Annotated in this window: 15 protein-coding genes and 1 riboswitch; of the genes, 6 read left to right on the top strand and 9 right to left on the bottom strand. The window is 27.7% G+C overall.

The window, feature by feature from the left end; all coding sequences use genetic code 11:
- Window positions 1-223: aldo/keto reductase (locus VLM92_RS12455; RefSeq protein WP_325276657.1), on the bottom strand; the 223-nt coding region annotated here is incomplete at its 3' end.
- Between the two features lie 367 nt (window positions 224-590).
- Here VLM92_RS12455 and VLM92_RS12450 point away from each other — a divergent pair.
- Window positions 591-1,526, top strand: a complete 936-nt coding sequence (locus tag VLM92_RS12450; RefSeq protein WP_325276656.1) for a magnesium transporter CorA family protein — start codon at window positions 591-593, stop codon at window positions 1,524-1,526.
- Window positions 1,527-1,770: 244 nt separating this feature from the next.
- Window positions 1,771-2,754: a calcium/sodium antiporter gene (locus VLM92_RS12445; RefSeq protein WP_325276655.1), complete on the top strand. Its 984-nt coding sequence runs from the start codon at window positions 1,771-1,773 to the stop codon at window positions 2,752-2,754.
- A 133-nt stretch (window positions 2,755-2,887) separates the two neighbouring features.
- On the opposite strand, the gene VLM92_RS12440 is transcribed toward VLM92_RS12445, so the two are convergent.
- On the bottom strand, window positions 2,888-4,756 hold the full coding sequence (locus VLM92_RS12440; protein WP_325276654.1) for an SEL1-like repeat protein: 1,869 nt from the start codon (window positions 4,754-4,756) through the stop codon (window positions 2,888-2,890).
- Between the two features lie 320 nt (window positions 4,757-5,076).
- Here VLM92_RS12440 and VLM92_RS12435 point away from each other — a divergent pair, with 320 nt between their 5' ends.
- Window positions 5,077-5,997: an AEC family transporter gene (locus tag VLM92_RS12435; RefSeq protein ID WP_325276653.1), complete on the top strand. Its 921-nt coding sequence runs from the start codon at window positions 5,077-5,079 to the stop codon at window positions 5,995-5,997.
- Window positions 5,998-6,132: 135 nt separating this feature from the next.
- Window positions 6,133-6,279 (top strand): hypothetical protein, encoded by a 147-nt coding sequence (locus tag VLM92_RS12430; protein ID WP_325276652.1) that lies wholly within the window; start codon window positions 6,133-6,135, stop codon window positions 6,277-6,279.
- Between the two features lie 117 nt (window positions 6,280-6,396).
- Here the strand turns inward: VLM92_RS12430 and VLM92_RS12425 are convergent, their stop codons facing one another.
- From VLM92_RS12425 to VLM92_RS12415, 3 genes are all read right to left on the bottom strand, one after another.
- A complete protein-coding gene (locus VLM92_RS12425) occupies window positions 6,397-7,704 on the bottom strand; it encodes a YeeE/YedE family protein (RefSeq protein ID WP_331681764.1) in 1,308 nt (435 codons plus the stop codon).
- Between the two features lie 408 nt (window positions 7,705-8,112).
- Entirely contained in the window at window positions 8,113-8,343 is a 231-nt protein-coding gene (locus VLM92_RS12420; protein ID WP_325276651.1) for a hypothetical protein, read from the bottom strand.
- Between the two features lie 205 nt (window positions 8,344-8,548).
- Window positions 8,549-8,776 (bottom strand): hypothetical protein, encoded by a 228-nt coding sequence (locus VLM92_RS12415; protein ID WP_325276658.1) that lies wholly within the window; start codon window positions 8,774-8,776, stop codon window positions 8,549-8,551.
- 172 nt (window positions 8,777-8,948) lie between these two features.
- Here VLM92_RS12415 and VLM92_RS12410 point away from each other — a divergent pair, with 172 nt between their 5' ends.
- A complete protein-coding gene (locus tag VLM92_RS12410) occupies window positions 8,949-10,061 on the top strand; it encodes a DUF3810 domain-containing protein (RefSeq protein ID WP_325276650.1) in 1,113 nt (370 codons plus the stop codon).
- Between the two features lie 192 nt (window positions 10,062-10,253).
- Here VLM92_RS12410 and VLM92_RS12405 read toward each other — a convergent pair whose 3' ends face one another.
- Window positions 10,254-11,360, bottom strand: coding sequence for a cysteine synthase family protein (locus VLM92_RS12405; protein ID WP_325276649.1), 1,107 nt, complete (start codon window positions 11,358-11,360; stop codon window positions 10,254-10,256).
- Window positions 11,361-11,644: 284 nt separating this feature from the next.
- Entirely contained in the window at window positions 11,645-12,808 is a 1,164-nt protein-coding gene (locus VLM92_RS12400; RefSeq protein WP_325276648.1) for an AI-2E family transporter, read from the bottom strand.
- A 288-nt stretch (window positions 12,809-13,096) separates the two neighbouring features.
- Between VLM92_RS12400 and VLM92_RS12395 the strand changes: the two genes are divergently transcribed.
- A complete protein-coding gene (locus VLM92_RS12395; protein WP_325276647.1) occupies window positions 13,097-13,954 on the top strand; it encodes a hypothetical protein in 858 nt (285 codons plus the stop codon).
- A gap of 79 nt (window positions 13,955-14,033) precedes the next feature.
- Here VLM92_RS12395 and thiE read toward each other — a convergent pair whose 3' ends face one another.
- Window positions 14,034-14,660 carry a thiamine phosphate synthase gene (gene thiE / locus VLM92_RS12390; protein WP_325276646.1) on the bottom strand — a complete coding sequence of 209 codons (627 nt, stop codon included), beginning with the start codon at window positions 14,658-14,660 and terminating at the stop codon, window positions 14,034-14,036.
- A 48-nt stretch (window positions 14,661-14,708) separates the two neighbouring features.
- Window positions 14,709-15,506, bottom strand: a complete 798-nt coding sequence (gene thiD, locus VLM92_RS12385) for a bifunctional hydroxymethylpyrimidine kinase/phosphomethylpyrimidine kinase (RefSeq protein WP_325276645.1) — start codon at window positions 15,504-15,506, stop codon at window positions 14,709-14,711.
- A gap of 102 nt (window positions 15,507-15,608) precedes the next feature.
- A riboswitch (TPP riboswitch) is annotated at window positions 15,609-15,703 on the bottom strand.
- Between the last annotated feature and the right edge of the window lie 187 nt (window positions 15,704-15,890).

Genomic DNA, 15,890 nt, shown 5'->3' with positions numbered 1-15,890 from the left:
CTCTATATCCATCTTTTAATGCTTTTCCAACAAATGTTTCACTTTCCCCATTGTGATATGGATATGCTGTGTCTATGTAATTAACTCCATTATCTATAGCATATCTTATCATTTCTAAAGATTTAGTTTCATCTATTTTTCCGTCTTTTTTTGGAAATCTCATACACCCAAAACCTAATATTGATACTTCTTCATTAGTTTTCCCTAATTTTCTATATTTCATATACTATCGCTCCCCCCATTTATATCTTGTTAATTATATAATACATTATTTTATATGTTTATTTAAAGAATGAATATATATTTATAAAAAAAATGCTTTAATTATGAATCAAATCTTGATTTATATCTATTAACAAGGTATCCTATTTAGAGGACTTAAAATTTATACCTAAAATTAAATTATAAAACTAATTGGAGAGTGATGGAAAATGGATCACAGTCCGTTGCGGAATGTGGAGCTTCATAACTATCACTTATTATTATCTTAATTTGAACTAATTTCTTTATTTTCATTATATAAATTAGTCATTTAATAGATAATACTAAGTGATGAGATTTATATAAAATTGAATAAAGGATGTGTTGCCATGATAAGATACTATAAGACTATTGACAACAAATTGGAAAAGCTAAATTCTTTCGAAAGTGGCTGTTGGATAAATCTTGTTGAACCAAATCAAAGTGAAATCAATGATATTGTTACTTTGTTAAATATAGATGTTGAAAGTATAAAATCAGCACTTGATGAAGAAGAACGTTCAAGAATAGATGTAGAAGCTAATCATACACTTATACTTATAGATATACCTGTGGATGAAAGTGACAGTGATTCTTCTCATTATTCAACTATACCTCTTGGTATTATAATAGTTGATGATGCCATTATAACAGTTTGTACTGCGCAAACTAAGATTTTAAATGACTTTATTGTAGGACATATCAAGGATTTTTGTACTTATAAGAAGACTCGCTTCATTCTTCAAATTCTTCATAAAAATGCAAGTTACTATCTATACTACCTAAGAAGAATAAATAGAATGACAACTGTTATAGAAAGAGAAGTTGCTAAGTCTATGAAAAATCGAGAACTTATACAACTTCTAGAACTAGAAAAATCTCTAGTATACTTTTCTACTTCTTTAAAAGCAATTGAACTAGTTTTAAATAAAATGGTTAGAACGACTAGTATAAAAAGGTATCCTGATGATGAAGACTTACTTGAAGACGTTATCGTTGAAAACAAACAGGCCTTAGAGATGGCTACAATCTATGGAGATATATTAAGCAGAATTATGGATGCTTTTAGTGCAATTATAAGTAATAATCAAAATAATGTTATGCAATTTTTAACTTCTGTTACTTTAATATTCTCTATTCCAACTATAATATCGGGTTTCTTTGGAATGAATGTAGGCGGTATTCCTTACGCAAATGATATAAATGGATTTTGGATTGTAATGTTAATTACTACTTTAATTTGTTTGGTAATTACATTTTTCATGTCTAGAAATAAATTGTTATAACTTTTCATCTTTTTAGATAATTTTTATTGCAAATTTTTACATTCCATAATACAATGATAGTATAATTAAATTTAATTCCCTGAAGGGGAGTAGCTTACACTTTTGTGGATAATCAGTCGTCATTTCGGTGTTTTTAACACCCGGTTGATTAAGCAAGTTTATACTTGAAAGCAAGACCTTCAAAACAGGTTTTTATCTGTTTTGGGGGTTTTTTTAATGTATTATATATACTGGAGGTATTATTATGAATTATATTTTATTAATAGTAGGATTTTTCTTGCTTGTAAAAGGAGCTGATTATTTTGTTGATGGCTCTTCTAACATAGCAAAAACTTTAAAAATCCCACCTATTATAATAGGTCTTACAATTGTAGCATTTGGTACTAGCGCGCCTGAGGCTGCTGTTAGTATAACTGCTTCTCTTGATGGTCAAAATGGTATGGCTATGGGAAATGTTCTTGGTTCTAATATTTTTAATTTATTAATGGTTGTTGGAGCTGCAGGATTTATAAAGACTTTACATGTTGAAAAGTCTATTTTATCTAAGGAATTTCCATTCTTATTACTAGCGTCAATCTTAATGATAGTTTTATCAGCAGATATGATTTTGACACATTCTACAACTAATATGTTAAGTCGCTTTGATGGTTTAATATTATTAATTTTATTTGTTGGTTTTGTATATTATTTAATAAAAATGGCACTTAAAGCTAGAAATATTTCGTTAGAAGAAACTTCTATTTCAATAGATGCTGATGTTGTTGTAAGTACTTTAGAACAACCTATTTCTAAATCAATTATATATTCAATATGTGGTATGGTTGCTATAATATTTGGTGGTAAATTGGTTGTTAGTTCTGCTTCGTATATAGCTTCTACATTCGGCGTTAGCGACCAATTAATAGGTCTTACTGTGGTAGCTATTGGAACTTCTTTACCTGAGTTTGTAACTTCTATTATAGCTGCTACAAAAGGTGAAAGTGATATCGCACTTGGTAATGTCATTGGTTCTAATATGTTTAATATATTATTCGTTCTTGGTATATCAGCATTTATATCTCCAATGGCTATAGAACCTAAGTTGATTATAGATGGTATATTCATGATTATAGTTACTTGTTTAACTTATTTCTTCGCTATTAAAAGAAAAGATGTTAATAAAGCTGAAAGTTTAATTTTAATAGGTCTTTATTTATCTTATATGACTTATTTAATAATGACTGCATAATATTAAAATTCGCTTAGCTCATATCGCCAACGATATACCTCCGCTACCGCGTCAGGTACATCCGTTGCTCAAAAGGTACTTGTTAAAAAAGCTATCTCCTTAAATGTTTTTTCATTTGGAGATAGCTTTTTGGTTATTTATGATCTATATCTATTATCATATCAGTTATTAAACCTTCAAATAAATCTTCTAAATTTTCTTCAATTTCTAGTATATACATTGGCACATAGTCTTCATCATCTATTGGTATTTCTAATTCTTTAAATGGTGCTATAAGAACTTCATCAAAGTTTATGCTAAGCTTAGGTATAGTGTTTAATATTTCTTTAGAATCATCATAATCCTCCTCAGCTAAAGCCTTATACATATCTAAACTTTTTTTATAATAAAGACCTGCTAACATATATTCACACTTTTTATTACCTAATTTAAATCCTTCTGCATAATACTTTTCTGCTTCACTGTATTCATTTAGCTTTAAGCTTAATTGACCTAAGTTGTAAATAGATTCTTCACATTGATTAAGTCTTGCTTTTTCATACCAAAACTTTGAATTAACATAGTCCCTATAAAAAATATCATATATGACTCCTAACATGTGCTGAGAATATATATTGTCTTCATTAGCTGGTGTTTCAAACATTTTTTTTGCTTCTTCATAATTTTCATCTTCAAAGTATATTCTTCCTAAATGGATACGTGCATTCATATGACTTTTTTGTGAAGCTATTTCAAAATATTTTTTCGCATTTTGTTTATCATTCATATCTTCATATATACATCCTAGCTTATAGCTTGCTTGTATATCGTTATTTTCACTTGCTTTTGTATACCAAACTATCGCTTCTTCAAAATTTTCTCCATCTTCATATATATTTCCAAGCTTTATTTGACATGATAATTTATCAGCATTTCGTAAATAATATGAAAGTGCTCTTTCCATATCACCTCTTTGAAAATATAAGTCTCCTATGTTTTCAATAGCCTCTTTACATCCATCTACTATGGCTTCTTCATAATATTTTATAGCTTGTTCATAACTTTTTTCTTCAAAATAAAGACCTGCTAAGTTATTTTTAGCTTCTACCATATTATCATTAGCTGCCATTTCATAATAAGTTTTTGCTTGCTCTATTTCATTTTTTTTGTTATATAAATTACCTAATCTATACTTTGATAAAGTATGTTCTTTTTCAATACTTTTTTTATAGTACTGTATTGCATCTTGGTACTCTTCATCTCTTTCATATATGTACGCTAATCTATATTGAGATTTAACACATTTATTATCTGCACTTTTTATAAAGTATCTTTGTGCTTCTTCATAGTTTTCACTAATTTCCATCATTAAACCTATATTGCAGCATCCTTTTATATGTCCTACCTTATGCAGATACTTATATAAACTTATAGCTCCTTTTTCATCGTTATCTCTTTGGTTTAAAACTGCTAAATTAAACTTGCAATCTTCATCTAATAAAACTGAACCTTTTTTGTAACATTCTATAGCTTCTTCTTGCTTTCCAATTGTATAATACAAAACCCCTAAATTAAAACAAGCTTTAGCAAAATTAGCTTCATATGCTTCTTTTAACCATTTTTCACTTCTTTCATAGTCTTTTAATTTAAAGTGTACTACTCCTAAATTATTTTGTGCTTGCAAGTCTCCTGCGTTGGCTAATTTTTCATACCAATAAAGAGAGTATTCATATCCTTTTATGTTAAAGTACATACTACCTAAATTAAGAGCTGCACTTTCATATCCATTTTTATAAGCTAAAGTGTACCACTTTTCGGCTTCATTATATTGTCCCCTAGAGTAATATATATTTCCTAAAGTATATTGAGACTTTACATATCCAAAATCTGCTGCTTGTATATATGCTTCTATAGCTTTATCTATTTTGCCCATTTTTTCATAAAATGCTCCTTTAGTATGAGATACCTTTGGATCATGATGTATTTTTTTTATATTTTGTATTGAAAATTTTGTACTTTTCATATTAAACTCCCTATTTAAATTTACACTTTTTTTATGTTAATTATATAATAAAAATAATTTTTCTAATTAATATTTTTTCTTTTGTAATTATATTGTAATAATAACTATAATATTGGTATTTTATCTAATTTGTATAATATAATTTTTATTTTAATATTATAACACTTAATATAATATTCCCAATATACTATATCTTATTTTATTAAAAATAAAATATACTTCACTATATAACTTACTATAATTTTATTTTTTACAATTTTATATTACATAGTAATAATAAACAATATATTATATAATGGTATGTATGGGAGGTATTTATTATGAATTTAAGTAATGTATTTGTTCAAGTTTTAATTTTATTTATTTTAATCTTAATTGGATATATAGCTCGAAGAAAAAATTTATTAGATGAGCATACTACATCCAAACTTTCATCTTTGACAATGAGTATTTTTCTTCCTGCTATGATTATTAATTCTATGCAAATAGATTATAATCCAGAAATGGTTGATAAAATAATTAAATTATTAATAATATCTATTGTTATGTATACTTTTTCTTTTTTAATTGCTTATTGTTTAAAGTTTATATTTAAGTCATCAAAAGATATTGGAATTTATCAGTATATAATTATGTTTTCTAATGTAGGATTTATGGGGTATCCTGTTGTAGAAGCTATTTTAGGTAAAGAAGCTGTATTTTATACTGCTATATTTAATTTGCCTTTTAATTTACTTATAATAACTATCGGAACTTATTTTTTATCTAAAGGTAAAAATGATTATTCATTTTCATTTAAATCTTTTATAAATCCTGTTATTGTATCTATATTTATTGGTTTAATTCTTTTTATCTCTAGCATTAAACTACCAGTTTTTATTAATAAACCCATTGCAATGTTAGGTAATATTACTACACCTATTTCTATGTTAGTTATAGGAAGTATGCTTTGTGCTTCTTCTGCTAGTGAGTGCTTTTTTAATAAAAAGTTATACTTTGTAAGTTTTATTAGATTAGTATTTCTCCCTTTTGCCATTTATCTGTTATTTAAAGGGCAAATACAAGATAGTTTATTATTATCTATACCAATTGTAATATCTTCTATGCCTGCTGCAGCTAATACAGCTATAATGGCTAGTGAGTATGATGCTAATGCTACTCTTGCATCTCAGGCAGTATTTTTCACAACATTATTTTCTATTATTACAATACCTTTAATAAGTATGTTTTTAGTAATTTAGTTTTTAGTGTTCCTTATGTTTGATAAACTCATAATATATAGTAGTTAGATTTAATTTGTAGTATAATAGTCTAATCTAATTGTATACTTGCATTAAAATATATAAGATACTAATATATAGTATAGGAGGAGTTTTATGGATATAGATTTAATTTTTAAGATTGCATGGTTGATAGTTGCCGTTGGCATTTCTATAAAAGCTATAAAGGCTATATCAGGATTTGTTTTTAAAATGGCCTTTATTCTCCTTATAGTTTTGCTTGTTTATAAAATGTTTATATAAATGACTATAGATTATCTCTATAGTCATTTTTTATATATTTATATATGATTATAAATATGACCCCAACTAACTAATTGTCAGTTGAGGTCCATTTTTTAAATTTATATACTTTTTATCCTATAAATTTATTTTAAGTTTTTTAACTAATTTAACACCTAATATCCCACCTGTAACTAAAGATGGTAAGAATACCCACCCAGATAAAGACATATTCGATATACCAGAATATAATGCACCAATATTACATCCTAAAGCTATTCTAGCACCATATCCCATCATTAAACCACCTATAGCATAGAATATAATATCTCTTAGCTTAAAGTTTCTCTTAAATGAGAATTTACCTGCTAATAATAATGATAATGTAGCACCTAATAATATACCTGCATTTCTCATTGAACCTGGATCATTAAAGAATCCTGCCTTCATTGTTTCCATTCTTCCTTCAAACCATGGCCAAGTAGATATATCTATTATTCCTAATAAACTATCATAGAACCATCCAGCCCATTGAGCAAATATAGCAGTTACTCCCCAACTTGTACCTGTTGTAGTAAGTATAGCTGTGAACATAATCATTAAACATACTGCACCAGTATAAAATGACCATCTTTTTACAAAGAATTTATGATACGTTTCTTGACTAAAGAATTTATAATCTTTAGCTTCTGGTAATTCTTGTTCCCACTGTGCATAAGTTTCATGAGTGAAAGTACCTTCTTTTTTTCTCTTATTTTCATATTTTTTAGCTATTATATACATTGCTAAGAAACCTAATAATGATATTATTATTGTTCCTAAATATCCAAATACATCTGGTAAATAAAGTTGTTTGTGTATTTCAAAGAATATACTTCCTTTCCACCAAGGCATATCATGAGCACCCCATAATGCACCTGTAGAGAAGAAGAATAATACTATTAATCCTCTACCTTCACCTTCTCCAGCATCAGTTAATGTACCTGAAGCGCACCCTCCACCAAGCATCATACCTATACCGAATAATATACCACCTATTATTGTAGCTAAATTAGCTGGCTCAACATAATCAGAACCAGGTATTACAGCTGCTCCACTTTCAACAGCTCTATAATATACATCTGCTCCGTTTAAAGCATGTCCATAATGTATAACAGCTGTAACTATTAAAGTAATTGAAAACATAAATAATAACGCTTTTGTTAAACTGCTATCACCTGTTAAGTAAATCTTTCTTATACCACCTGCAAATCCAAATCTTGATCTTTGCATAACATATCCTATTGTAAGACCTATAACTAGATGTAGACCTAGTGCATAGTTTTTATTGTATTGGAATATTCCAAACACAACTAAAGCCGCTAATAATGCAAACCCTATAAATACCTGATTCTTGTTAATTTCATATGTGTGGTTTTGTGTTTTGTCTGATTTCACAGTTGTCATATAATATCTCCCTCTTTTTATTAATTTTTAATTTAACATGTATATTTAAGATATCACTTGTAGTTACTTATATAGTGTAATTACAAGTGTATTAAAATAAATTTAATTATTAGTTAAAGTTATATTCTGTAACTATATTATTGTGCTCCTTTACCTCATTATCAAAATGATAATTACAACTCTATAATATCATTATCATTTTGATAATACAATATGTAAATTTTTCTTTTTATAAAAACTTAAAAATCATGATATAAATCTATATGTGTAAATCATTATAAATTTATGATGTGTTGCAATTCTTCTTTGTCTCTAATAATAGTGCATAAATCGTACAGCAAAGGTGATGTTTTTTGAACACTAAAAAACACCTACTTTAAAAGTAAGTGCTTTAGATACTAATTATTTTTACATTTTTTTACTATTCATATTAGCTTTATTTTTTTCTTTATTTGTATTATTTGAAGTATTTTTTATAAACTTGTTGCAATCAGGTTTATGTTCAATTGTCAATTGATGGTCCCCTGTTCCTCCACATAAAGCACAACTAAACATATTGCCACTTTTTATTAATTCCATTTTTTTACCATTCATATCAGCTATAAATTTTTCTTTATTTATATTATTTGTATTATTCATAAGTTATCACCTCAAAGAGTAGGTTTTGTAAATATAATATTTTTATACATAAATTTAAATTATATCAAAAAAGCCTATATATTATATGGTTTGTTTCTATATGAACACTATATATAATGTTTTATTTAACATAAAATATGCCACCAAGTTGAGCTTATCGGTGGCATATAATCATTTTATATACTTTTAAATTTATTGAAACTACTTACTTTACAGTCTTCAAATCTATATAAGCTTCTATCTGTGGAATGTAAAGCATACTATCTTCTTTCATATGTGTGTTTCCAAATTCCTTAAGCTCTAAACCTTCTTTATCTTTAGTTATTTTATATTTTATAATTTCACTACCTTCATTTATACTAGCGTGAAAGAACATTCCTTCATATTGTTTAAATCTAAAATTAAAGTTATCTCTTGTAAGTTTGATAGTTATGTTTTGCATAATATATCCTTTCTATTAGTACCTTATTTAAATTTATTTCATTATATCACATGTATAATCTTTCCTCAAATACTCCATTATCTTATAATATAAATATATTATGTGTGAGGTGATTATTATAAAGAAATTAAAATTGTTTTCTTTAATACTTTTTCCATTAGCCTTGATTCTTAATTTTATAGGCTCAAAGTTTCCAGATTTAATTGATAAGTACTACTCTTGTTTTATAAATAAATTTACAGTACAAGTACTTAGTAAAATAAGTGGATTTTTTCCTTTTTCTTTATATGAAGTTACTATGTATTTAATAGTTTTTTCTATATTATTATTTATAATACATATTATTATAAATACTTTTAAAAATTCGATTTACTCATATCGCAAACGATATGGCTCTCGTAGACACTTTTTTATATCCGTTGCTAAAAACTATATACTTAATATTTTAAGCATTTTATCTATAGCTTATTTTTTATTTATAGTTTTATGGGGATTAAATTATAATAGAGTTCCTCTACAAACTACTCTTATAAATAATTACAATTTAAGCTTTAATAAAAACATATCAAGTGTTAAGTACAATGCTAAAGATTTAGCTAAATTGTATAATTTTTTAATAAATAAAGCTAATGAAACTCGAAAATCTGTTTTAGAAAATAATAAAGGCGTTATGAAAGCTAACAGTGATTATAAGGGAATTATTGATAGAGCAAAGTTAGGCTATGATAATATAGATAATATTTTACCTCAGACTGTCGGTAGTTATGCTAATCCTAAATATGTACTATCTTCTAATTTAATGTGCTATACAGGTATAACTGGTATATATTTTCCTTTTACAGGTGAAGCTAATGTAAATGTGGCTATTCCTGATATTTATATACCTTCTACTGTAATTCATGAAATGGCTCATCAAAGAGGATTTGCTAGTGAAGATGAAGCTAATTTTTTAGGTTATTTAGCTTCTATAAACCACCCTGATATAGATTTTAATTATTCAGGATATATACTTGCACTAAATCATACTGCTAATGCGCTTTATAAAGCTGATTATGATACTTATGTTACTCTTACTAAAACTATGTCTGATGATGTTAGACGTGATTTAATTAATAATAATCAATTTTGGGATAAATACGAAGGAAAAGTTGATGAGATTTCAAATCAGTTTAATGACTCTTATTTAAAAGCTAATGGTGTTAAAGAAGGCACTGCTAGTTATGGTAAGATGGTTGACTTACTTTTAACTTATTATAAACTTTATCCTGAAAAGTAAAAATCTGCTCTGAGCCACGTGTGGGCGAACCATTTTGCTCATGTCGCCAACGACCTTGGAAGGCCGGTCCGTTGCTTAAGCTTAGTGGTTGGGTTTATAAAAATTATATTTTACCATTAAAGTCTCTACTATTCATTGTAAGCTTTATTCATTCAGCCAATATATTGATTTAACAACATATTGGCTAAGAATTTAAAAGTTATATTTTATGCAAATCCTATTTATACTTCTAACTCCAATCAATTCTACATTAGATGAGATATAATGCTCCTTGGGCTTTATTTTTTTTGTTAAGTCTGTACTTAAATATTTTTTATTATCATCAGCAAACACAGTAGCTACTGTTGAATTTAAACCTAACTTATCTTGTATTACTATAGCCCCTATTAAATTTGCACCAGATGAAGGACCTACACCCATACCTAAATTTGAAGCTAATTTTTGAGCCATAATATAAGCATCCGAATCATCTACAATGACAATATTATTTAATTCATTTAAATTTACAATCTCTGGCTTAGTTCCAGAAGATATTCCTGGAATAGATTCTGGAACTACATAATTTTCATTTGAATCATCATTTATAAAATCATTTTCTTTATCTTCATATAAATATGCATTATTATCATACCTAGCGTATATATTTCCCTTTTCTCTAAAAGGTTTTACACTTTTAGGTTGTACTGGAAATACTCCTATATATGGATTTTTCTTTCTTAAATATCTTCCAGTACCCATAATAGTTCCACCTGTTCCAATTCCTGCTACAAAAGCATTTGCAACTTTGTTTATACTTTTTAATTGTTGCCATATTTCAGGCCCAGTAGTACAATAATGAGCTTGGGGATTCCATGGATTTGCAAATTGATCTGGATAATATACGTTGCTTTTTTGACCTTCTATTTTAGCTAATCTTAGACATTCTTCAAATCCGCTATCAACTAAATTTAATTTTGCACCAAAACTTTCTATAATTTGTTTTCTCTCTAAACTTTCAGAAGATGGCATATAAATTGATACCTCATGATTTAAAAATGTTCCCATAGCTGATAAAGCTATTGCTGTGTTTCCACTACTTGCTTCTACTATTTTATATCCTGGCTTTAATTCTCCAGTATTATATGCATTTCTTAATATGTTTATTTGCATACGATCTTTTATACTTCCTGTCATATTAAAATTTTCTACTTTAGCATAAACATATCTTACTTGCCCTTTGTATTTGAATATAACTTCTATCATAGGTGTGTTTCCTGTTAAATAAGCTATGTCTTTTGGCATTGTTTTATATTTATACATCTATATCTCCTTATACTTCATAAATTTTATTTACTATAAAAAATTTATGAGTTTATAAGTATATATATAACTATTTACATTCTATATTCCCAAGGTTTTAAACTTTCCTCACATGTATCTTTATGACTTTCAACATTATGAGTACACATAATGGCAAATGACCAAATCTATGCATACGTTTATAATTTCATTGAATGATATTGCAAAAAATAAGAGGAATATATAATTTTCTATAATTATATATTCCTCTTATTAATTTTAAATATTTGATTTTTTATATAAACTTATCTGTATTCGTCAGTCTCTGTTGGTAATCCCTTTTTACTTAATTTAGCTTCTACAATATCTTTTATTACTGAGTAAATTATAGCAAATAGCGGAACACCTATAATCATTCCAACAAGTCCTAATAATTTTCCTGCTACTAATAACGAGAATAATATCCAGAAAGCTGATATTCCTATAGAGTCTCCTAATATTTTAGGCCCTATAATGTTACCATCTACTTGTTGTATTACAACTATTATAACTAAGAACCATAATGCTTTTACTGGTGATACAAACATTATTATTATAAATGATGGTATAGCTCCAATGAATGGTCCAAAAAACGGTATAATATTAGTTATACCTATTATTACAGATACAAGTGTAACGTATGGTATTTTAAACACTGTTAATATAATAAATGTTAATATACCTATTATAACTGAATCTATAATTTTCCCACTTATAAACTTACCAAATGTATCATTACTTCTATGTGTTAATTCCACTGCTATTTCTGCATGTTTTTTAGATAGCAAAGCATATGTAATTTTTTTGCTTAAAGCACAGAAGTTTTCTTTATCTGCTAATAAATAAATCGATACTACTATACCTAATACTATATTCCATATACTTGACGCTATATTTTTAAGCGTGTCTCCTAATATCGGAAATAAATTAGTTATTACATCTATTGTGTAGTCTACAAATTCATTCCACTTCTCAATAGCTAATTTTAAATATTCATTATTTGTATCTATATTTGATGTTAATTCGTCTAATAATTTAGTTACATTTGTTACATATGATGGTATGTCATTTACTAGACCTGATATACTATCTGCTATTTGTGGAAGTACAAACTGAACAAATACTGATAGTATTATAAAGGCTGTTATGTATGTAAGTAAAATACTTATTCCCCTTTTACCTTTTTTTCTCATATTCTTAATTCCATCAAATACTAAAACTTTCTCTTCGAAAAATACTAATATAAAGTTTAATAGATACGCTATTACAAACCCTATTATAAAAGGTTGTAACGTTGCTATTATCCAACTTATTTTATCTGTAAATGCACTCATTTTATCCATTATGCTATAGAAAACTATACTACAACATACTACTATAAATGAATAAACTGCTATTGTTGTATATCTCTTATTCCAGTCTATTTTCATATTTCCTCCCTATTTTTACATAACTCTATTTTTAAATTATAACCTTTTATACACATTTAATGTCAATATTACTTAATTATTTAATATTTTCTTAACATATTTTATTAGGTATTGTAAAAGTAATATATCATATATATTTTACTTTGTCATTACATTTCGACATTAGTATATTTAAATTTTTATTCATATTAAATTTGCTATTTGGTGTCTCATTTTTGTCCTTTTAATCATATATCTATACTATGTAGTGATACTACTAATTAAAATATTTAACATGGAGTGTTGTATATGCATAAAGACTGTATGAGTAAAGACAACTATTGCAACAAAGATTATTCTAAACCATCTTGTAAGACACCTAAATATTATGGCAAATCTTATGATTGTGAAGAAAAACCTGTAAAAACTAAAAAACAAAGTTGTAAAGATATGAGCCCAAATATATATCCTATGTTTATATATCCTGTAAATTTATGCGATTGCCAAATCTATAGTATATTATGCAGTTGCATAGGTAAAGTTGTGGGATTAAAGTTAGAAGATAGCGATTGCGTCTTAAGACTTCGTATTTATAAAGTTAATCAGTGTGCTGTTATGGGGAAAACATCATCAGGAAAAGGTCCTATTTATGTGAAATTAAATTCAATTCAATATGTAGATTTAGGAAAAGAAACTTATGTAAATCCATTATGTAATGTTGGTGGTGCTGTTGGTATGCCTGGTCCTATGGGTCCTAAAGGGGACAAGGGCGATAAAGGCGATATGGGTCCTAAAGGTCCTAAAGGCGATAAGGGGGATATGGGTCCTCAAGGTCTTAAGGGGGATAAAGGCGATATGGGTCCTCAAGGCCCTGCTGGCGCTACTAGTGCTAAAGGAGATAAAGGGGACATGGGTCCTAAAGGCGACAAGGGCGATAAAGGCGATATAGGTCCTATGGGTCCTCAAGGCGCTAAAGGCGACAAGGGCGATGTAGGTCCTACTGGTCCTCAAGGTCCTAAAGGCGACAAGGGCGATAAAGGTGATATAGGTCCTATGGGTCCTCAAGGTCTTAAAGGAGACAAAGGTGATAAAGGGGACACAGGAGCTGTAACTGCTCCTACTAAGGAAAAATATATGCCACCAAAAAAAGTTCCTTATAAAAAATAGTCTCTAATTTATAAATATAAAAAGGAAGCCTTCAAGCTTCCTTTTTTGTGATTATTTAATTTTATACTTATTTAAACTATTATATTTTTTCAATCCATTTTTTACTTTCTAAGCAGATATCTTCTTTTTTAAGAATTGCTGAAACTACTGCATATCCATCACTTTCTAATACCTTCAATTCATCTAAATTATTTAAATCAATTCCACCTATTAAAACAATTGGAATATTAACTTCTGACTTTATTTCTCTTACAGTGTCAAAAGATACTACTTTTGCATCTAACTTAGTAGAAGTACTATACATAGCTCCTACCCCTATATAATCAGCTCCATCTTCTTTAGCCTTCTTAGCTTCTTTTAGATTCCTAGCTGAAACACCTAATATCTTATCTTCTCCTATTAACTTTCTAACAGATTTTGCATCTATATCACTTTGTCCTACATGAACTCCATCAGCATCACAAAGCATTGCAATATCTACTCTATCATTTATTATAAAGCTAACATTATATTTTTTAGTTAATTCTCTTAGCTTCATAGCTTTTTCTAAAAATTCACTACCTGATGCATTTTTTTCTCTTAACTGCACCATAGTAACTCCACCTTTTATAGCATCTTCTATACATTTATAAAAATCTCTATTTTTTAAAATATCACTATCTGTTACTAAATATAACTTTAACGCTTCTTTTTTATTATTTTTCATAAATCAACTTCATTAGCTACAATTAACTTAACTAATGCTCCCCTTTTCTTATTTATCAAAATTATAAAAGTGATGAACAGGCCCTACTCCATGACCTATATCAAAACTATTTTTTATAGCTTCTGTTATGTAATTTTTACTAAGTTTAACTGCTTCTTTTATCTCATATCCTAATGCTAAATGAGAAGCTATTGCAGAAGATATAGTACAACCTGTTCCATGAGTATTTTTTCTGTCTAATCTTTTACTTTCATAAACTTCAAATACATCTTTTCCAATTAATAAATCTATAGCATCTCCATCTAAATGTCCACCTTTCATTAACACATATTTAGGTCCCATTTGTAGAATGTCTTCCCCTGCCCTACGCATATCTTCTAAAGTTTTTATTTTTATACCTGTTATATCTTCTGCCTCTTCTACATTTGGAGTTATTAGATATGCCATTGGTATTAAATGTTTTATTAGATTTTCCCTAGCTTCTGGTCTAAGTAAGCTATATCCACTCTTTGATATCATAACTGGATCTACTACTAAGTTTTCTGGTTCATATTTTTTTAAAGTATTTGCAATTTCTAAAATTATCTCTGGACTTGATACCATGCCTATTTTTACAGCTTTTGGTCTTATATCATCAAATACTACTTCAATTTGTTTTTTTATTATATTTTGACTTAATTCTTCTACCTCAAATACACCTTGTGTGTTTTGTGCTGTTATTGCTGTTATTACACTCATTCCATAAGTTCCTATAGCACTAAATGTTTTTAAATCAGCTTGTACACCAGCTCCTCCACTACAATCTGACCCTGCTATTGTAAGTGTTGGTATTTTATAATTTCTCATATTTGTCCCCCTTGATTATAGTCTATAAAATCAGTGTTACTCAAAAAAGCCATACCTGATTTAGGTATGGCTTGATTACACTTATAAATATATTATATATTCAAATTCATGTATAAGCTTTCCTACGCTGGCATTATCCAGATCAGGTATAAGGGTCGGTAAATCCTCTCAGCCTTTTGGCTCCCCTAGCTATTCTATTTACAAGTTAATTATATTACTTTTTATTTTATTGTCAATCATTTGTTATTTTATGTTACTTTGCTTGTTTTATTTTAGTTCCTCTTAGTCTAACTACATTTGCTGCTACTCCAACTACTGTAGCCCCCTGTGGTACATCTTTTATAACTACTGCATTTGCTCCTACTTTTGAGTTAGAGCCTATAT

The organism is Romboutsia sp. (assembly GCF_035470145.1).
GTDB lineage: Bacteria > Bacillota > Clostridia > Peptostreptococcales > Peptostreptococcaceae > Romboutsia_D.
Note: the sequence above shows the minus strand (reverse complement) of the source record. Positions and strands in the feature narration are given on the sequence as shown.